General features: G+C 67.5%; 19 protein-coding genes and 2 pseudogenes. 13 read left to right on the forward strand and 8 right to left on the reverse strand.

What is annotated here, in order from left to right; translation table 11 throughout:
- Positions 1-16 precede the first annotated feature (16 nt).
- Together IQ220_RS03235 and IQ220_RS03240 are read right to left on the reverse strand one after the other, a co-directional pair.
- Positions 17-1141 (reverse strand): glycosyltransferase, encoded by a 1125-nt coding sequence (locus tag IQ220_RS03235; protein ID WP_193912846.1) that lies wholly within the window; start codon positions 1139-1141, stop codon positions 17-19.
- Positions 1141-2075: pseudogene (locus tag IQ220_RS03240) on the reverse strand (DMT family transporter). Before IQ220_RS03240 ends, IQ220_RS03235 begins: the two are co-directional and overlap by 1 nt.
- A 63-nt stretch (positions 2076-2138) precedes the next feature.
- Between IQ220_RS03240 and sppA the strand changes: the two are divergent.
- The 12 genes and pseudogenes from sppA to IQ220_RS03300 all read left to right on the forward strand — a co-directional run bounded on the left by sppA (position 2139) and on the right by IQ220_RS03300 (position 11149).
- Positions 2139-2951: a signal peptide peptidase SppA gene (gene sppA / locus IQ220_RS03245; protein WP_193912845.1), complete on the forward strand. Its 813-nt coding sequence runs from the start codon at positions 2139-2141 to the stop codon at positions 2949-2951.
- A complete protein-coding gene (gene aroH, locus IQ220_RS03250) occupies positions 2948-3322 on the forward strand; it encodes a chorismate mutase (RefSeq protein ID WP_186700667.1) in 375 nt (124 codons plus the stop codon). Before sppA ends, aroH begins: the two co-directional genes overlap by 4 nt.
- A gap of 72 nt (positions 3323-3394) precedes the next feature.
- Positions 3395-3997, forward strand: coding sequence for a DUF2808 domain-containing protein (locus tag IQ220_RS03255; protein ID WP_193912843.1), 603 nt, complete (start codon positions 3395-3397; stop codon positions 3995-3997).
- Between the two features lie 82 nt (positions 3998-4079).
- Positions 4080-4217, forward strand: a complete 138-nt coding sequence (gene rpmH, locus IQ220_RS03260; RefSeq protein ID WP_186697062.1) for a 50S ribosomal protein L34 — start codon at positions 4080-4082, stop codon at positions 4215-4217.
- 4 nt (positions 4218-4221) lie between these two features.
- Positions 4222-4605, forward strand: a complete 384-nt coding sequence (locus tag IQ220_RS03265; protein WP_193912841.1) for a ribonuclease P protein component — start codon at positions 4222-4224, stop codon at positions 4603-4605.
- Positions 4602-5012 (forward strand): PH domain-containing protein, encoded by a 411-nt coding sequence (locus IQ220_RS03270; protein ID WP_186697064.1) that lies wholly within the window; start codon positions 4602-4604, stop codon positions 5010-5012. The genes IQ220_RS03265 and IQ220_RS03270 overlap by 4 nt, the downstream gene beginning before the upstream one ends.
- A 61-nt stretch (positions 5013-5073) precedes the next feature.
- On the forward strand, positions 5074-6222 hold the full coding sequence (yidC, locus tag IQ220_RS03275; RefSeq protein WP_186697065.1) for a membrane protein insertase YidC: 1149 nt from the start codon (positions 5074-5076) through the stop codon (positions 6220-6222).
- 83 nt (positions 6223-6305) lie between these two features.
- Entirely contained in the window at positions 6306-6926 is a 621-nt protein-coding gene (locus tag IQ220_RS03280; RefSeq protein ID WP_193912839.1) for a DUF177 domain-containing protein, read from the forward strand.
- Positions 6923-8439, forward strand: a pseudogene (locus IQ220_RS03285) (AAA family ATPase). Before IQ220_RS03280 ends, IQ220_RS03285 begins: the two are co-directional and overlap by 4 nt.
- A gap of 70 nt (positions 8440-8509) precedes the next feature.
- Positions 8510-8689, forward strand: a complete 180-nt coding sequence (locus IQ220_RS03290; protein WP_186697068.1) for a hypothetical protein — start codon at positions 8510-8512, stop codon at positions 8687-8689.
- Positions 8690-8989: 300 nt separating this feature from the next.
- The gene (locus tag IQ220_RS03295; RefSeq protein ID WP_228008787.1) at positions 8990-9985 is read left to right on the forward strand and encodes a hypothetical protein; all 996 of its coding nucleotides are present in this window, start codon (positions 8990-8992) and stop codon (positions 9983-9985) included.
- Complete coding sequence (locus IQ220_RS03300) at positions 9986-11149, forward strand: aminotransferase class V-fold PLP-dependent enzyme (protein WP_193912830.1); 1164 nt, start codon at positions 9986-9988, stop codon at positions 11147-11149. It abuts the gene before it with no gap.
- Here IQ220_RS03300 and aqpZ read toward each other — a convergent pair whose 3' ends face one another.
- From aqpZ to yidD, 4 genes are all read right to left on the reverse strand, one after another.
- Positions 11150-11893, reverse strand: coding sequence for an aquaporin Z (aqpZ, locus tag IQ220_RS03305; protein ID WP_193912828.1), 744 nt, complete (start codon positions 11891-11893; stop codon positions 11150-11152).
- 108 nt (positions 11894-12001) lie between these two features.
- Positions 12002-13525: a UDP-N-acetylmuramoyl-L-alanyl-D-glutamate--2,6-diaminopimelate ligase gene (locus IQ220_RS03310; RefSeq protein ID WP_193912826.1), complete on the reverse strand. Its 1524-nt coding sequence runs from the start codon at positions 13523-13525 to the stop codon at positions 12002-12004.
- Positions 13526-13554: 29 nt separating this feature from the next.
- On the reverse strand, positions 13555-13830 hold the full coding sequence (locus tag IQ220_RS03315) for a glutaredoxin family protein (RefSeq protein WP_193912824.1): 276 nt from the start codon (positions 13828-13830) through the stop codon (positions 13555-13557).
- A 74-nt stretch (positions 13831-13904) separates the two neighbouring features.
- On the reverse strand, positions 13905-14165 hold the full coding sequence (gene yidD / locus IQ220_RS03320) for a membrane protein insertion efficiency factor YidD (RefSeq protein WP_193913132.1): 261 nt from the start codon (positions 14163-14165) through the stop codon (positions 13905-13907).
- A 139-nt stretch (positions 14166-14304) separates the two neighbouring features.
- Between yidD and rpsD the strand changes: the two genes are divergently transcribed.
- A complete protein-coding gene (gene rpsD, locus IQ220_RS03325) occupies positions 14305-14913 on the forward strand; it encodes a 30S ribosomal protein S4 (RefSeq protein WP_186697074.1) in 609 nt (202 codons plus the stop codon).
- Between the two features lie 129 nt (positions 14914-15042).
- Here rpsD and IQ220_RS03330 read toward each other — a convergent pair whose 3' ends face one another.
- Both IQ220_RS03330 and IQ220_RS03335 read right to left on the reverse strand, forming a co-directional pair.
- Entirely contained in the window at positions 15043-15777 is a 735-nt protein-coding gene (locus IQ220_RS03330) for a sulfotransferase (RefSeq protein ID WP_228008786.1), read from the reverse strand.
- A 272-nt stretch (positions 15778-16049) separates the two neighbouring features.
- Positions 16050-17015, reverse strand: coding sequence for an amidohydrolase family protein (locus tag IQ220_RS03335; RefSeq protein WP_193912820.1), 966 nt, complete (start codon positions 17013-17015; stop codon positions 16050-16052).
- Between the last annotated feature and the right edge of the window lie 26 nt (positions 17016-17041).

Genomic DNA, 17041 nt, shown 5'->3' on the forward strand with positions numbered 1-17041 from the left:
GGGAACTGGGGCGACCCTATCTGCGCCGGCCGGGGCCACCCGCCGCTGCAGCACCTGCCCCCTGCAGCCCCGCCTCCCGCCACACCTCCTCCAGCCAGCCCTCGATCCGCTCGGCGAACACCGCCCGCGAGCAGTGGCGCTCCGCCCAGCGTCGGCAGGCCGCCCGCTCCACCCCCAGCGCCCGTTCGGTGGCCAACGCCAGGGCCGCCCGGTCATCGGCAGCCGCGAGGGCACCGGTAAGCCCCTCCTGCACCAGTTCCCCCGGGCCACCGCGGGCATAGGCGGCCACCGGCACACCACAGGCCATGGCCTCCACCACCACGTTGCCGAAGGCCTCGTTCCACTTCGGGGTGTTGAGCAGCACCGCGCAGCGCCCCAGCTCGCGCTGCAACTGCTCGGTGGGCAGAAACCCCCGCCACTGCAGCGTGCCGGGGGGCACGGAGCTCTCCACCCAGCGGGCATAGGCCGGATCCTGGGGCAGACCCCACACCGCCAGGGGAATCTGCAGCTGGGCCGCCACGGCCGCCGCATCCTCCAGGCCCTTCTCGGGGGCGATGCGGCCGGCCCAGCCCAGCAGTCGCTCTGGCTCGGGATTGAAGCCGTACTGATCCAGATCAAAACCGTTGCCCACCAGCCGCGGCGCTGCCGGCAGGCTGAAATCGGCGGCCTGGGCGGCGGTGTGAAAGGCCAGGCGCCCCGGCTGGCGGCCCGCCACCTCAGCGATCACCGCATCCATCGCCTCGCCCACCGATCCCATGCTGATCAGGTGGGCCAGGGGTGTGGTCACGTGGGGCGTGAGCCAGAGCGGCAGCCAGTCGTAGGCGAGGTTCAGGATCACATCGGCGCGATGCTGCTCGCTCAGGGCCCGTCGCCAGAGACGGGGCAGCAGGCCATCGGCCGGGATCAGCACCGGGCTGTGGCGCTCCTGGTGCTGGCAGCTGGGCTGGGCCTCGCCCCGCTCCAACCAGAGCTCAGCGCCGCCGCAGCTGGGCGGCAGCCGGGAGCCCTCGGCGGCCAGCACCATCACCTGGTGGCCGCGCTGCAGCAGCCCCGCCACCAGGGAGAAGGCCGTGAGCTCCACACCGCCACCGGCGCCGCTGCCCAGGGGGCCCATCGGGGTGTTCACCACCAGGATCCGCATCAGAGCGGTCCTCCCCAGAGCTGCTGGCGGCGGTTGATCAGCAGCACCGACACCATCGCCAGGCCGGCCCCCAGCCACTGCAGCGGCGAGAGCCGCTCCTGCAGCCACACCACCCCACAGAGCACGGCAAACACGGGAGTCAGGAAGGTGAGAGCGGTGAAGCCGGTGAGATCACCGCTGCTCGCGAACCAGAAGAACAAGCCGTAGGCAGGGCGCTGCCCAGCAGGCTGGCGTAGGCCATCAGGCCCCACTGCAGCGACGACCAGGCCGGCAGCCAGGGGCCACCCGAGGCCAGCAGCGGCGCCCCGTGCAGCGCCAGCAGCGGCAGACCCCCCAGCAGCATGTGCCAGCCGGTGACCGCCAGCGGATCGCTGTGGCGCACGGCATAGCGGCAGAGCACCGTGCCCACCGCCATCGCCACCGCCGCGGCCAGCATCCAGAGCTCGCCATGGCTCCAGGCCCGCTGATCCAGCACCAGGGGTCCTTCCAGCCACCAGTGGCGCAGCACGGCGGCCGGCAGTCCCAGGCAGAGGATGCCCAGCAGCCCCAGCACCAGCCCCAGCCAGCCCACCGGGTTGATCGCCTCGCCGAACAGGCTGCGGGCCATCAGGGCCACCAGCAGGGGCTGGGAGTCGATCAGCACCGAGCCCAGGCCAGCCCCGGTCTGCACCAGGCCCCGGGCCAGCAAGCCCTGGAACAGGGCCCCGTCCACCAGGGCGAAGGCGAGCAGCCAGGGCCAGTCAGCGCGGTGGATAGCGAGGGGACGGCCCAGCAGCAGCGCCGCCAGCAGCAGCAGCACCCCGGCCGGCAGCAGCCGCAGGGTGGCCACCAGCAGGGGGCCGCCGTCGCTGAGCAGCGGGCGCATGGCCGCCATCGCCGTGCCCCAGAGGGCGAACGGCAACAGCATCAGCAGCCAGCGCAGGGCCTGGGGCATGGGGGCGGTTTTCAAGGCCGGTGGGGGCTTCTTTTTAAGATCCGGCAACCACACAAGAGTTCCATGGTCTGGCCCTGGCGCCGCAAGACACGCCGCACCATGGCGCGGATCGCCATCGAAGGCCCCATCGGCGGGGGCACGCGCACCAGGGTGCTGAAGGCCCTGCGCCAGGTGGAGCAACGGGAGTGCCCGGCCCTGCTGCTGCGGATCGACAGTCCCGGCGGCACGGTGGGCGACAGCCAGGAGATCCATGCCGCCCTGCTGCGGCTGCGTCAGAAGGGCTGCCGGGTGGTGGCCAGTTTCGGCAACATCTCCGCCTCCGGGGGGGTGTACATCGGCGTGGCGGCCGAGAAGATCGTGGCCAACCCCGGCAGCATCACCGGCTCGATCGGCGTGATCCTGCGGGGCAACAACCTCTCGAAGCTGCTGAAGCGGCTCGGCGTGAGCTTCGAAACGGTGAAGAGCGGCCTCTACAAGGACATCCTCTCGCCGGATCGGGCCCTGAGCGAGGCGGAACGGGAGCTGCTGCAGAGCCTGATCGACTCCAGCTACCAGCAATTCGTGGACGCCGTGGCTGAAGGGCGCCAGCTCGAGACCAAGGCGGTGCGGGCCTTCGCCGATGGGCGCGTGTTCAGTGGGGCCCAGGCCCTGGAACTCGGTCTGGTGGATGTTCTCGGGGATGAGGAGGCGGCCCGCCGCCTGGCGGCCGACCTGGCCGGGCTGGATGCGGAGAAGACCCGGCCGATCACCTTCGGGGCGCCACCCAGGCGCTTCGCCGGCCTGATCCCCGGCCGCAGCCAGGTGGATCGGCTGCAGCAGCTGCTCAGCCTGGAGCTCGGCTGGTGCGGCCAGCCCCTGTGGCTGTTCCGCCCATGAGCGGCGGGCTGCAGCTGCGGGCCCTGCGCGGGGCCACCACCTGCCAGGCGAACACGGCGGCTGCCATCGACGAGGCCGTGGCGGAACTGATGCAGGCGCTGGTGGAGCGCAATGGCCTGGAAGGCCATCAGGTGCTCTCGGTGACCTTCTCGGTGACCACGGACCTCGACGCCTGCTTCCCGGCCGCGATCGCCAGGCGCCGCGCTGGCTGGGAGCATGTTGCCCTGCTCGACTGTCAGCAGATGGCGGTGGCAGGGGATCTGACCCACTGCATCCGCCTGCTGGCCCACGCCTGGATGGATCCGGATCGCCAGCCCTGCCATCCCTATCTGCGGGGCGCGAGCCGCCTGCGGCCCGACCGCGCCAGCTAGCCCGCCGACCACCCCAGCCCGCAGCGCTCCGTCCGCTCTGCTGGGATTGAGGGATTGATCGGAGCAGGCCCCATGGGTTTCCACCCACCACGCCGCCCCCTGGCCCTCGCCCTGGCAGCGGGTCTCGGTACCGCCGCCCTCAGCGCCCTGAGTCTGCTGAGCCCTGCGGCCCTGCAGCCGCCGGCCCGTGCCCAGGGCACCCCTGGCTTGCTGGAGTTCCGCTGGGAGAACAGCCGCGACTACCGCAAGCTCTATTTCTTCATGACCAACACCCAGCGCCTGCAGCGCTCGGAGTACTACCTGGTGCTGCGCCCGAAGGACCGCAAGACGGCCATCCTCAAGCTCAGCGTCACGATCCCCGATCACTTTGACGCCAAGATCGATCCCAGCCGGGTGGAGCTCTGCAGGATGAGCAAGGGCGGCATGCTGTCGCGCACGCGCTGCCTGGAGACCATCCCCGCCACGATCGAGATCGCCGAGAACGGCGGTGCCATTGAGATCTTCCCCGACACGCCGGTGTCTGACACCGACACCATCGGTGTGTACATGCGTCTGTTCAACCCCTTTGATGTGGGGATGTACCAGTTCAATGCCCTGGCCCAGGCCCCCGGCGAGGTGCCGATCTCGGGCTACCTGGGCAGCTGGCTGATCCAGATCGACCCGCCCAGCAACTGAGTTCAGGCCAGGCGGCGCAAGCTGGCCTGATAGCTTGATCGATCACCAGTCAACACGCGACGGAAGGAGCGAACAGAGAGCCATGACCAAGCGAACCCTGGGGGGCACGAGCCGCAAGCGCAAGCGGGTTTCTGGTTTCCGGGTGCGCATGCGCAGCCACACCGGCCGCCGTGTGATCCGCACCCGTCGTCGTCGCGGCCGCTCCCGCCTCGCCGTCTGAACCCATGGCTCTGCCCCGCCGCCACCGCCTGAAGGGGCAGCGGGTCTTTGACGCCCTCTACCGCCGGGGCCGACAGCTCCACAGCCCCCACCTCAGCCTGCGCTGGCATCCCGTCAAGCCCGCTCTCGAGCCCGCCGCCGAGCGTGGCCATGCCCCGAGTCCCTGGCGCTGTGGGGTGGTGATCAGCTCCAAAGTGCACAAGCGGGCCGTGCGGCGCAACCACCTGCGCCGGCTGCTGCACAACCACCTGACCAACCAGGGGATCGCCCCATGCCAGGGGCCGATCTGGCTGCTGCTCAGCCTCAAGCCAGGCAGTGTCGATCGCGAAGACGACGCCCTGCTGGAAGAATGTGAACAGCTTCTGCACCGGGCAGGTCTGAGACGATGAGCAAGCAGAGCCCCACCGAGATCCAGGAAACGGTGTTCTACGAAGGGGGCCCGGCCAAGGGCGACCTGATCACCAACCTGCTCTTCGGCCTCACCGTGATCGGCCTGCCCTTTGCCGTGGGCGCCGTGGTGCGCGCCCTGTGGCTGCGCTTCCGCATCACCAGCCGCCGCATCGAGATCAACGGCGGCTGGCTGGGCCGCGACCGCACCCAGGTGGTGTACAGCCAGATCCGGGAGGTGCGCAGCGTGCCCCGGGGCTTCGGCGCCTGGGGCGACATGGTGCTGGTGCTCAACGACGGCGCCAAGCTCGAAATGCGCTCCATGCCCAGGTTTCGTGAGCTGGAGGCCTACATCGAGGAACGCCGTCAGGCCAGGCGTCCGGCCGCCCCCAAGGGCATGGCCGCCTGAACCCCCGCCTGCTCAGGCACACTGAGCCTCGCCCTCCTTCAACCCCCAGGCCCCCACCGCTGTGATCGGCTACATCTCCGACAACCTGCTCCTCCCGATCCTCGATTTCTTCTACGGATTGGTGCCGAGCTACGGGCTGGCGATCATTGCCCTCACGGTGGTGATCCGGCTCGCCCTGTTTCCGCTCAGCGCCGGATCGATCCGCAATGCCCGCCGCATGCGCATCGCCCAGCCGGTGATGCAGAAGCGCCAGGCCGAGATCAAGGCTCGGCACGCCAGCAACCCCCAGAAACAACAGGAGGAGCTGGGCAAGTTGATGAAGGAGTTCGGCAGCCCTCTGGCGGGCTGTCTGCCCCTGCTGGTGCAGATGCCGATCCTGTTCGCCCTGTTCGCCACCCTGCGGGGCTCACCCTTCGCGGATGTGCCCTACACCGTGAACCTCAAGGTGCTGCCCGCCGACCAGGTGGCCACGATCGAGACCAAGCCCTTCAACACGGCCAGCCACTCGATCTTCGTCACCAGCACCAGCCATGTGCCGGTGATCGCCAGCCTCGAGGCCGGCAACAAGCTGGCGGTGGGCAGCAGCGAAACCGTGACGCTGCACACCAAGACCGATGAGAGCTTCGCCTCGGTGCTGGCCGGGGTGGAGAACGGCGACGCCTTCCAGCCCAGCTGGAGCGTGACCAAGGGCGAGGAGGTGGTGCGGGTGGATCAGAACGGCACCATCACCGCCATCGCCCCCGGCGACGCCACGGTGGAGGCCAAGATTCCAGGCCTGGCGGCCCGCAGCGGCTTCCTGTTCATCAAGGCCCTGGGTCAGGTGGGCTTCATGAGCGAAGGCCAGGTGAACTGGGACATCGCCGGCCTGGTGGCCGGCTTCGGCGCCACCCTGTTCATCTCCCAGATCCTCTCGGGGATGGGCATGCCGGCCAATCCGCAGCAGTCCACGGCCAACAAGATCACCCCCGTGATGATCACGGCCATGTTCCTGTTCTTCCCCCTGCCGGCCGGCGTGCTGCTCTACATGGTGGTGGCGAATATCTTTCAGGCTCTGCAGACCTTTCTGCTCAGCCGCGAGGCCCTGCCCGACAACCTGCAGGCCATCCTCGATCAGCAGCGGTCGCAGCAGGCCATCACCGTGGCAGCCGGCGGCGTCGGCATCGGCGAGCGGGGCGGCCGGCTTCCCTTCGAGCCCAAGGGCAAGAAATGATCCCGCGCCGGTGATGCCAGCGGGTCCACCGCAGCGGCATGGAGGACTGCGGCCACCGGTGCTTCCCGCCCCACCAACCCCCGATGGATTCTCCCCACGCCACCCCCCCTGCGCCGCCACGGCTGCGGCCCGTGCCGATCCGTGAGCTCCAGGCCCTCAAGGGCGGCCTCGAATGGCCTCTGGAGCACCACCTCAACGGCCTGGACAGCCTCACGCCGGTGCGGGGCGTGGTGCGGGCGGTGCACCGCGGCGACGCCCTGGAGGTGGAGGGGGAGGCGGCCACGATCGTGACCCTCTGCTGCGACCGCTGCCTGGGCCACTACAACCACTCCCTGGAAGCCAAGGCTCAGGAGCTGATCTGGCTGGGGTCGGCCGACCCCCAGAGCCTGGATGTGGCCCTGACCCGGGCGCTGGATCCCCGCCTCGATCTCGACGCCGACAGCCTCAGCGAATCGCTCGATCCCCGCGGCGACTTCGACCCGGCCCACTGGATCTTCGAGCAGCTGAGCCTGCAGCTGCCCCTGGTGAATCGCTGCGGTGCCGACTGCCCGGGCCCGGCCCACTGGGGCAGCGGCCCACCCGTGGGGGAGCCCGCTGGCGAGCTGCCTGGCGAGGCCGCCGGCGGCGACCCCCGCTGGGCAGCCCTGGCCGCTCTGCGCCAGAACGCCGCCAAGGGGCCAAACCATCCCAGACCGCAACCATGAGCGAAACCAGCTGGGCCGACCACCTCGACCTGATGATCCGGGCCCGCACCCCGATCATCTGGATCCGCAGCCTCGAGGAGCAGCGGGTGGAGGCCCTGCTGGAGCAGGCGGCGCGGCGGCTGGGCAACCGCACCCTGCTGCGCTGGGACTTCGTGGATGGCCTGCGCGGCGCCCCGAACCGCGAGGGCGAGGCCAGCCGCAATCCGATGGCAGCCCTGAGCTGCCTCGATTCCCTGCCTGCTGAGCAGGGCGCGATCCTGCTGCTGCGCGACTTCCACCGCTACGGCGAGGATGCCGGCATCTGCCGCCGCCTGCGCAACCTGGCCGGCAGCCTGCGCCAGACCCCCCGCACCCTGATCATCACGGCGCCGGACTGGAAGGTGCCGCCGGACCTCGATGACTGCATCACCCTGCTGGATCTGCCGCTGCCGGATGCCGAGGAGATCGGCCAGCTGCTGAGCTCGATCGCCGCCGCCAGTGGCCGGGCGCTCGATCCGCCGGTGCTGCGCCAGCTCTCGGCGCCTGCCACGGCCTCAGCGAACAGCGCGTGCGCCAGCTGGCGGCCCGCGCCCTGGCCCGCCGCGGCCAGCTGGGTGCCGACGACCTGGCCGAGGTGCTGGAGGAAAAGCGCCAGGCGATCGCCAAGAGCGACCTGCTGGAGTACTGCCCCAGCAGCTCCAGCCCGGCCGACATCGGCGGGCTCGAATCCCTCAAGCACTGGCTGGAGCAACGGCGCCGGGCCTTCAGCGAGGAGGCCCGGGCCTACGGGTTGCCCCTGCCCCGGGGAGTGCTGCTGGTGGGCCCCCAGGGAACGGGCAAGTCGCTCACGGCCAAGGCCATTGCCCACAGCTGGTCGATGCCCCTGCTGCGGCTGGATGTGGGGCGCCTGTTCGCCGGCCTGGTGGGGGCCTCGGAGGCCCGCACCCGCGACATGATCCAGAGGGTGGAGGCCATGGCGCCCTGCGTGCTCTGGATCGATGAGGTGGACAAGGGCTTCGGCCTCGGGGCCAGCAGCGACGGCCGCAGTGACGGCGGCACCAGCCAGCGGGTGCTGGGCACGGTGCTCACCTGGATGGCGGAAAAGACCAGCCCGGTGTTCGTGGTGGCCACGGCCAACGCGGCCGAGAGGCTGCCCCCCGAACTGCTGCGCAAGGGTCGCTTCGATGAGATTTTTCTGCTGGCACTGCCGGGAGCGGAGGAACGGCGCGCCATCCTCGACCTGCAATTGCGCCAGCGCCGGCCGGGCCACAGCCTGCCGCTGGAGGTGTTGGTGGATCGCACGGCGGGCTTCTCCGGAGCGGAGCTGGAGCAGACGGTGATCGAGGCCATGCACCTGGCCTTTGCCGAGCGGCGCGAGTTCGGCGAGGCCGACCTGATCGCCGCCGCCAGCCAGGTGGTTCCCCTCAGCCGCACGGCCCGCGAGCAGCTCGAGGCCCTGGAGCAATGGGCCAGCACGGGGCGGGCCCGCCCCGCCTCCAGGTTGCGGGGCGTAACGAACTCCGACGCCAGGTAACAAGCCCGTGGTTCCAGCTGGGTCGGCCTGTCCACCCCCCTTACGGTCTGCTGACGACCTTGGCAGCGCCATGACCCCCAGCCCCACGCCTCGTGACCGCGGTGAACTGTTCACCCAGCTGGCCGTGGCCTGCATCGGTGCCGGGGTGGTGACCACCGTCGCGGTGGCCCAGGGACAGAACCCGATCACCGCGCTCGGCATCACCCTGTTCTCAGCCATCGCGGCCGTGGCTCTCGGCCAGGTGCTCTGAGGCTGAACGCCGCTGAGTGGTTGGCCTCTGCGGCTGCCACGCAGCGGCGTTACTTCAGAACACAATCAGCACCACCTTGAGAACTGGAAAGCCAAGGTTGTCAAGCCCCCACCAGGCTGTCCATAGTGCCTTCATCGCCAATTTGACCTTGGCATGACACTCCACTCAAAACACAAGGCTGGTCTGAGTCTGCCCGCCATCAGCATGGCTTTGCTGATGGCGGGCGCCACCGCCCTACCCTCCGTGGCTGCTCTGCGGCAGTCCCAGCAGCAACCCTCAGTCCAACGGGCCATCCCTGCCATGGTGGACGGCGGCGACAGCGGCCCAGTGCTGATCGCCAAGGAGAAAAACAAGGATAAAGACCGGGATAAGAAAAAGAAGAAGAACCGCGATCAGAAATCTGAGAAGCGCCAGAATAACAACCGCAAGACAAGCGACAGGAATCAGAAAAACAACGGCAATCGAAAGACCAGCAACAACCAGAAGAACGATCGCAAGGAGCGAGCCGAACGGAAAGAGCGAGCCGAACGGAGGCAGAAAAACGATCGAGCCAGTGATCGGAACGCCAAAAACAACAACAACGGCAACAACAAAAAAGACAGAACACCAAGATCCGATCGCAGCCTCACCAAGGCTGAACGCGATCGTATCTATCGCCAGGGTCTGCGCGAAGGCAAAGACCGTGGCTACAACAAAGGCGTCAAGACCGGCTATCGCGAGGGGGTCGACAAGGGACGCAAGCGCGGCTACGACCGGGGCTATGACCGCGGCTACCGCAAGGCCGAAAACCGCTACAGAGGCTGGGACAGCAACCGCTGGCGCAGTTACAACCGCAGCAAGCGGAACCAATGGCGCCGTCCGGTGGTGGTCAACAACTACTACGGACGCGGCGGCTGGGCCGGGCAACGCGGCTGGTACAACTCCCGTCCCTGGGGCGGTGGCTGGTACGGCGGTTGGTCCAGTTCACCACCGTGGGGCTGGTGGCTCGGGCAGTCCGTGGTGTGGGGCGTGACCACCCTCACCACCGCAGCGATCATCAACGACTCCATTGATCGGGCCATCGAGCGCCGTCAGCCCACCGTGCTGGTGCCCGATACCAATTGGCAGCTCTACTACGGCAGCGTTGAACCTGTGGAAGACACGGGAGTCACGTTTGCCGTCTACAACGGTTCAGGCACCTATGAGATGGAGGCCGACTGCGAAGAGGGGCTGCTGAACGGCGAGGTGCCCACCACCCCAGCGGAAGCCCAGCTGATCAATGCGGCCTGCCAGGTGACCTTCGGCACCCAGGCCTGAATGACCAGCGGCTTTCGCGACCAGCTGCCTGCCCTGGCCAACAAGACCTACTTCAACTACGGCGGCCAGGGGCCCCTGCCGACCACGAGTCTTGAGGCCATGGTTGCGGCCTGGGGCCAGTTGCAGGAGCTGGGCCCATTCACTGGGGATGTGTGGCCCTTTGTGGAGTCAACGGTGGCCGGACTGCGCAGGCGCCTGGGCCGCTGGCTCGGGGTACCGCCTCAGCGCCTGGCCTTCACCGAGAACGTGACCAGCGGCTGCGTGCTGCCCCTCTGGGGCCTGCCCTGGCAGCCGGGAGACGTGCTGCTGCTGAGCGATTGCGAGCACCCCGGCGTGGTGGCGGCCTGCCAGGAGCTGGCCCGACGCCAGCAACTCACGATTGAGCGCTTCAAGGTTGCTGACCTGCGGCAGGACCCGGCGGCCACCGACGCCGCAGTGCTGCAGCGGCTGGAGAACGCCCTCGGCCCCCGCACCCGCCTGGTGGTGCTCTCCCACCTGCTCTGGAACACCGGGCAGGTGATGCCGATCGCCGCTGTGGCCAGCCGGCTGGACCAGCACCCGCAGCGACCCTGGCTCCTGGTGGATGCTGCCCAGTCACTGGGCAGCATCCCCGTGGCCGAGGCAGCCCATGCGTCCGACATCTACGCCTGCACAGGTCACAAGTGGTGCTGTGGGCCGGAGGGCCTGGGCGTGGTGGCCCTCTCTGAGCGGCTGCTGGCGGAAGCCCAGCCCACCCTGATCGGCTGGCGCAGCCTCAGCCATGAGGGCAGCGCCACCAGTGGCTTTCACACCGACGGGCGCCGCTTTGAGGTGGCCACGTCCTGCATCCCCCTGTTCGCCGGCCTGGATCGCTCCCTGGAACTGCTGGAGGCGGAGGGGTCGCCGGAGCAGCGGCTGCAGCGGATCAGCCTGCAGGCTCGCCGCCTCTGGGAGTCCCTGGCCGCCCTGCCAAACCTGAAGACCGCCCTGCAGACACCGCCTCCCGCCGGCATTGTGAGCTTCACGCTGGAAGGGGAACAACCTGGCGATGTGGTGCGACGGCTGGGGGAGCAGAGCCTCTGGATCCGCAGCCTCGAAGAACCGGCTTGCCTGCGGGCCTGCACCCACGTCTGCACCGTTGAACAGGACAGCGACAGGCTGGTCGCCGCCCTGAGAGATCGGTGATCAGTCGGCAGCTGGGTCGCTGAGCATGGTGCTGTAGACCCAGCCGGCGAGCAGGGCACCGACGATCGGGGCCACCCAGAACAGCCAGAGCTGACCAACGGCCGCTCCGCCCACCCAAACGGCAACGCCAGTGCTGCGGGCCGGGTTCACCGAGGTGTTGGTGACCGGGATGCTGATGAGGTGAATCAGGGTGAGTGCCAGGCCGATGGGCACCCCGGCAAAGCCGGCGGGGGACAGCTTGTCGGTGGCACCGAGGATCACGAGCAGGAAGAAGAAGGTGAGCACCACTTCCACCACCAGGGCGGCGAAGAAGCTGTAGCCACCTGGGGAGTTGGCGCCGAAACCGTTGGTCGCAAGGGCGTTGGCACCCTCCACCACGAAGCCGGCGCGGCCGCTCGCCACCAGCTTGATGACGCCGCCGGCAATGACGGCACCGACCACTTGGGCCGCGATGTAGGGGAGGAGTTCAGCCTGCTTGAAGCGCCCGCCGGCCCAGAGGCCGAAGCTCACCGCGGGGTTGATGTGACAGCCCGAGATATGACCAATGGTGTAGACCATGGTCAGCAAGGTGAGTCCGAAGGCCAGGGACACCCCCAGGAAGCCCAGTCCCAGTGGGTTCGCTGCAGCGTTGTCATAGGGGAAGTTGGCCGCCAGCACGGCACTGCCGCATCCGCCCAGGACAAGCCAGAACGTGCCGAACATCTCGGCGAGACATTTTCTAGACAGTGGAATGGCTCGGGCCATTGCATCAAAAGTTACAACTCTGAAAACCTACCGGTCCATGGGCCATTTACCCTCACTCTGTGATCAATCAACGATCAATCAACACCATGCCGTAACAGGCACCCCGACCTAAGCCTCAGCAAGGTGCTCCGCCGCCAGCCTCGAGCCAAGGGCCTTCTGGGCCTCTTCCCTGTCGTCGAAGTGGACCTTGGTGGTGCCCAGGATCTGGTAATCCTCATGGCCCTTGCCAGCGATCAGCACCAGATCCTCGGGCTGCGCTGCCCTGATCGCCGCGGCGATCGCGCCGGCCCGGTCGCCTTCCACCTCCAGGTCGGTGCCGGCGGGGATGCCGGCCACCACGTCGTCGAGGATGGCCTGGGGATCCTCCGTGCGGGGATTGTCGGAGGTCACCACGACGCGATCGGCCAGGCGAGCGGCGATGGCGCCCATCTGGGGGCGTTTGCTGCGGTCGCGGTCACCGCCGCAGCCGAACACGCAGATCAGTTGCCCCCTGGTGAAGGGCCGGCTGGCCTGCAGGGCATTGTCCAGACCATCGGGCGTATGGGCATAGTCCACCAACACCACCGGCTGGGGCTGGCTGCCGGCGGCGCTCACCCGCTCCATGCGTCCGGGCACCCCGCGGAAACCGGCCAGTCCAGGCAGCAGCAGGTCCAGGGGGATCCCCTGCTGCACCAGGGCTCCCACGGCCTGCAGCAGGTTCATCAGGTTGAAGCGGCCCAGCAGCGGCGACTGGAAGCGGCCCTCCCCCAGGGGCGTCACCAGCCGGCCGCGCACGCCGCTGCTCTCCATCTCGAGGGAATCGATGAACAGCTCGGCGCCGGGGTCGAGCAGGGAACTGCGCCAGCAGCGCGGCCCCAGCTGGCGGGCCAGTTGGGCACCCCAGGGGTCGTCGCCGTTCACCACCACGGTGGGGCTGGCACTGGCCCTGAGCAGGGGGGAGGTGAACAGCAGCGCCTTGGCGGCGAAGTAGGCCTCCATTGAGGCGTGGTAGTCGAGGTGGTCCTGGGTGAGATTGGTGAACACCGCCCCGGCGAACTGGCAGCCGGCCACCCGCTGCTGATCGAGGGCGTGGGAGCTCACCTCCATGGCCGCGATCCGGGCGCCGGCCTCGACCGCGCGGGCCAGCTGGGCCTGCAGCAGATCGGCGAAGGCGGTGGTGTGCTGGGCCGTGACGCTGTAGCCGGGCCAGCGGTTCTCCAGGGTGCCGAACAGGGCGGTCGGCAGACCCGCCGCCCCCGCCAGATGCTCGATCAGATGGGTGGTGGTGGTCTTGCCGTTGGTGCCGGTGACCCCGATCAGGCCCAGGCGGGCGCTGGGTTGTGCCCAATAGGCGGCGGCCAGGGCTCCGGCCCAGCGGGCCACGGGTTCCTCCACCACCAGCACCGGATCGCCGTCGCCGGGGCGGTCGTCGAGAATCGCCCCGGGACCCACCACTGCAAGGCAGGCTCCCGCTTCGAGGGCAGCACGCCAGTAGCGGCCGCCATCCACCTGGGTGCCGGGCAGACCGATGAACAGGGTGGCGGGACCCACCCGGCGCGAGTCACAGCTGATCGAGCGCACCGTCGCGTCGGGAAGGCCCTCAGGCACCTGCAGTCCCACTTCGCTCAGCAGGGGGTGAAGCAGGGTGGGCATGGCGGGGCAACGGGTGGGCTGGCGCCGTTCTAGACGCTTCCCCCAGGAAAACCGTTCTTGCCCAACCAAACCAGCAGGGCCGTGTCCACCAGGCGAGGCGGCACCCGGGGCAGCAGCTGCTCGCCCGTGACCGTACGCCAGCCCAGCACCGGCACCTCCAGCCCGAAGCGGGCCTGCAGGGAAGGATCGTCGTCCACATTCACCACCACCAGGCGCGGCGGCGGCGTCAGCCGGCGCAGCTTCTCCTCCAACCCCTCACACAGGCAGCAGCCCGGGCGGGAGTAGAGCACCAGGTGATCGGCCATGGGGGACGCAGGGCGAGACAGGAAGGACGAAACAGGAAGGGGAGAGCAGGGTTGAGAGGAACCCTCGGTCCGGTTCAGTCGGGCACCGGATCACAGCCGCAGGGCGTGAACGGGTGGCAGCGCAGCAGCCGCCGCAGGGTGAGCCAGCCGCCGCGCCAGGGTCCATGGCGGCTGATCGCCTCCAGGCCATAGGCACTGCAGCTGGGAATGAAGCGGCAACGGGGGCCCAGCAGGGGGGAGAGAAAGCGGCGGTAGAGGCCGATCAGCCCCAGCAGCAGCCAGGCCAGCCAGCGGGAGGGGCCCGCAGGCCCGGGCAACTCAGGGGATGGGGCCAGTCCGAGGGCCACGGGGCCAACCGATAGGATCGATCGTTGGCGCGTCAAGGCGCGGGCAGCGGACTTGATCCAGCATGCCCCAGCTGCGGCCGCCATGGGACCCACCTGGGGTCCCGTTCCGTCCCACCACCTTGTTTTCATGTCTCGTTACCGCGGCCCTCGTCTGAGGATCACGCGGCGCTTGGGAGACCTTCCCGGTCTCACCCGTAAGTCCGCCAAGCGGTCTTATCCCCCCGGTCAGCACGGCCAAGCCCGTCGCAAGCGCTCCGAATACGCCATCCGCCTGGAAGAGAAGCAGAAGCTTCGCTTCAACTACGGCATCTCCGAGCGCCAGCTGGTGCGCTACGTCAAGAAAGCGCGAGCCCAGGGAGGCTCCAGCGGCACCAACCTGCTCAAGCTGCTCGAGAGCCGTCTCGACAACATCTGTTTCCGCCTCGGCTTCGGGCCCACCGTGCCCGGCGCCCGCCAGTTCGTGAACCATGGCCACGTGACCGTCAACGGCCGCGTCGTGGACATTGCCAGCTTCCAGTGCAAGCCCGGCGACGTGGTCGCCGTGCGCGAGCGCAAGCAGAGCCGCAAGCTGGCGGAGGGCAACCTGGAATTCCCGGGCCTGGCCAACATCCCGCCCCACCTGGAACTGGACAAGGGCAAGTTCACCGCCAAGGTGATCAGCCGCTGCGAGCGCGAATGGGTCGCCCTCGAAATCAACGAGCTGCTGGTGGTGGAATTCTATTCCCGCAAGGTGTAGAACGCTCAGTCCGAGGCACAGCAAGGGGTCTGGGGGCTGTGGTCAGCCTGCTCATCGGGCAGCTCTGACCATGGCTCCCAGAGCCCTTTGCTCGCCCTTTGCGTGAGCACGTGCAGGTGTATCTCCTGATCACCAAGTCCAATAATCCTTTGGCTTGCCGATGTAGGAGAGAAAGGCTTCCGCATCAGGACGGAGCCGTTGAATCACAGAGGCACGCATCGGGCCTGGCCAGTCGGGCTCCGATACATGGGCACGGCCCTTTTGTCCCACCTTGTTCAGCTTGGGCAACTCTCCTGCTTCCAGAATGCTGTGCGTCTGAGGCGGAAGCCCCAGAAAAACCAGCAGCTCCCCGAGCACGGCAGCAGGATCAGCGATCAGATCCTCAAACGTCAAGCAATGGATCTGCTGATCCGGGAAATATTTTCGATAGGCGTTGATTCTTTCGTAGTAACTGGAACAACCGATCAACAGGCGGGCGGCTCGACGATCGGAAAGAATTCGCTCAAATGCCACATAGTCAGGGCATCGTCCTTTGACGTGGCGCCACTGAGACACGAGCCGATCAAGCGGATGACGCACGACATAGACGATTTTCATTCCTGGAAAGTATCGATGCATCAGCCCAGGAGCATCCCGAAATTCCCTCAGCGGGCTGGCATACATTGTGCTCGCCTCACCGCGCCAGGCAAAGCCACATCCGGCCCTGAAGATGCTCCGATACCATGGCCATCCCTTACCGTAATGGCGCCCAAAAAACTTCGGCTCTTTTGGCCTGCTGATGAAAATATCGGCATGGCTTGAGAGCACGGCTGCAAGTGTCGTCGTGGCCGACTTGGCGGCACCGATGATGATGAAATTAGGCAAGTATCTCCTGCCCATTCTCACCTGTCTGGCGTGTAACCCAGCAAGACCATCTGCAATTTCGGCGTAAGGCTTCCCATCAAGTCTTAATCCCATAAGGCCCCCGACGACTCATTGCCACAATGGCACTCCAGCCAGGACTCTCAAGCGTGGAATTCTATTCCCGCAAGGTCTGATCTCCGGGATCAATCCCAGCTTGTCTTGTTTCACCTCGCCCCGCCTCCGGCGGCTTTTTTCATGGGCGAGCAGCCAACACCTGTTCAAGCCCCGGCCTCTCATCCCAGGCGCAGGACGCGCCGCGCATTGGTACAGCACACCCTGATCCGCTGGTCTTCTGTGATGGCAGCCTGCTCGATCCAGTCAGCCGCCAACTGAATGTCTTCATAGGGATAATCGGTGGAAAACATCACCGCGTGGTCGCCCATGGCTTCAAGGGCGCAACGCAGGGGGGCATCCGCACAGACTCCAGACGTCGTCACTGTGAGATGACGCTTGAGGGTCTCTGATGGGGGGCGGATCAAGGCGCGACCGACGGTTGTCACAGCAGCCCTGCTGTCCAAGCGCCAGAGCATGTAGGGAAGGGTTTCCCCCATGTGACCCAGGATCAGCCGTGCCCGAGGGTGGCGATCCAGCAGCTGAGCAAACACCAGACGGAGTAAGTGGGTGGCGGTGTCACAGGTCCAGCTCCACACGGCACCTTCGAGCTCTGGATGGCCGCGGAAAGCCTCATCGCGCTCACTCACCAGGCCAGGGTGGAGATAAAGCGGTACATCAAGCTGTTCCAAGACATGCCAGAAAGGAGCAAAATGGGGCTCGTCCAAGTAGACGCCATTAGTGGCACCGTTCACAAGCACGCCGACAAATCCAAGTTCCTGAATACAACGTTTGAGCTCGTTGCAGGCGGCATCCACATCCTGTAAAGCCACACACGCGAAGCCACGAAACCGCGCCGGGGCCAGCGCCATGCGTGTGTGCAGGAAATCATTCACCCGTTGGGCAAGCTCCACCGCCAGGGCTTGATCCCTGATGGACTGCACACCCGGTGCCGTCTGGGACAGCACGGCGATCGCGATGCCGGCCCTGTCCATGGCGAGGAGGCGCTGTTCGGCCAGCTCCGGCAAAGCCGCCTCAATACCCGCAAGCACACCCGGATCAAAAAAGGCCACCTCGTTGATCGTTGGCTCAAGGCCCGGGGCGCTGAAGTGTTCCTCCAGAGCAATCTTGTTGAGGATCCTTGGCATGGGGGTGCAGTGCAGCAGAGACCTGA

The sequence above is a fragment of the Cyanobium sp. LEGE 06113 genome, assembly GCF_015207615.1.

What these genes read in the sequence shown, in the direction of transcription:
- IQ220_RS03335 (WP_193912820.1), bottom strand. Translation starts at nt 17,015, where the DNA reads ATGCCAAGGATCCTCAACAAGATTGCTCTGGAGGAACACTTCAGCGCC.
- IQ220_RS03280 (WP_193912839.1), top strand. Translation starts at nt 6,306, where the DNA reads ATGGATTCTCCCCACGCCACCCCCCCTGCGCCGCCACGGCTGCGGCCC.
- IQ220_RS03295 (WP_228008787.1), top strand. Translation starts at nt 8,990, where the DNA reads ATGGTGGACGGCGGCGACAGCGGCCCAGTGCTGATCGCCAAGGAGAAA.
- IQ220_RS03290 (WP_186697068.1), top strand. Translation starts at nt 8,510, where the DNA reads ATGACCCCCAGCCCCACGCCTCGTGACCGCGGTGAACTGTTCACCCAG.
- IQ220_RS03255 (WP_193912843.1), top strand. Translation starts at nt 3,395, where the DNA reads ATGGGTTTCCACCCACCACGCCGCCCCCTGGCCCTCGCCCTGGCAGCG.
- rpmH (WP_186697062.1), top strand. Translation starts at nt 4,080, where the DNA reads ATGACCAAGCGAACCCTGGGGGGCACGAGCCGCAAGCGCAAGCGGGTT.
- IQ220_RS03235 (WP_193912846.1), bottom strand. Translation starts at nt 1,141, where the DNA reads ATGCGGATCCTGGTGGTGAACACCCCGATGGGCCCCCTGGGCAGCGGC.
- IQ220_RS03270 (WP_186697064.1), top strand. Translation starts at nt 4,602, where the DNA reads ATGAGCAAGCAGAGCCCCACCGAGATCCAGGAAACGGTGTTCTACGAA.
- aqpZ (WP_193912828.1), bottom strand. Translation starts at nt 11,893, where the DNA reads ATGGCCCGAGCCATTCCACTGTCTAGAAAATGTCTCGCCGAGATGTTC.
- rpsD (WP_186697074.1), top strand. Translation starts at nt 14,305, where the DNA reads ATGTCTCGTTACCGCGGCCCTCGTCTGAGGATCACGCGGCGCTTGGGA.
- IQ220_RS03265 (WP_193912841.1), top strand. Translation starts at nt 4,222, where the DNA reads ATGGCTCTGCCCCGCCGCCACCGCCTGAAGGGGCAGCGGGTCTTTGAC.
- IQ220_RS03300 (WP_193912830.1), top strand. Translation starts at nt 9,986, where the DNA reads ATGACCAGCGGCTTTCGCGACCAGCTGCCTGCCCTGGCCAACAAGACC.
- sppA (WP_193912845.1), top strand. Translation starts at nt 2,139, where the DNA reads ATGGTCTGGCCCTGGCGCCGCAAGACACGCCGCACCATGGCGCGGATC.
- aroH (WP_186700667.1), top strand. Translation starts at nt 2,948, where the DNA reads ATGAGCGGCGGGCTGCAGCTGCGGGCCCTGCGCGGGGCCACCACCTGC.
- IQ220_RS03310 (WP_193912826.1), bottom strand. Translation starts at nt 13,525, where the DNA reads ATGCCCACCCTGCTTCACCCCCTGCTGAGCGAAGTGGGACTGCAGGTG.
- IQ220_RS03315 (WP_193912824.1), bottom strand. Translation starts at nt 13,830, where the DNA reads ATGGCCGATCACCTGGTGCTCTACTCCCGCCCGGGCTGCTGCCTGTGT.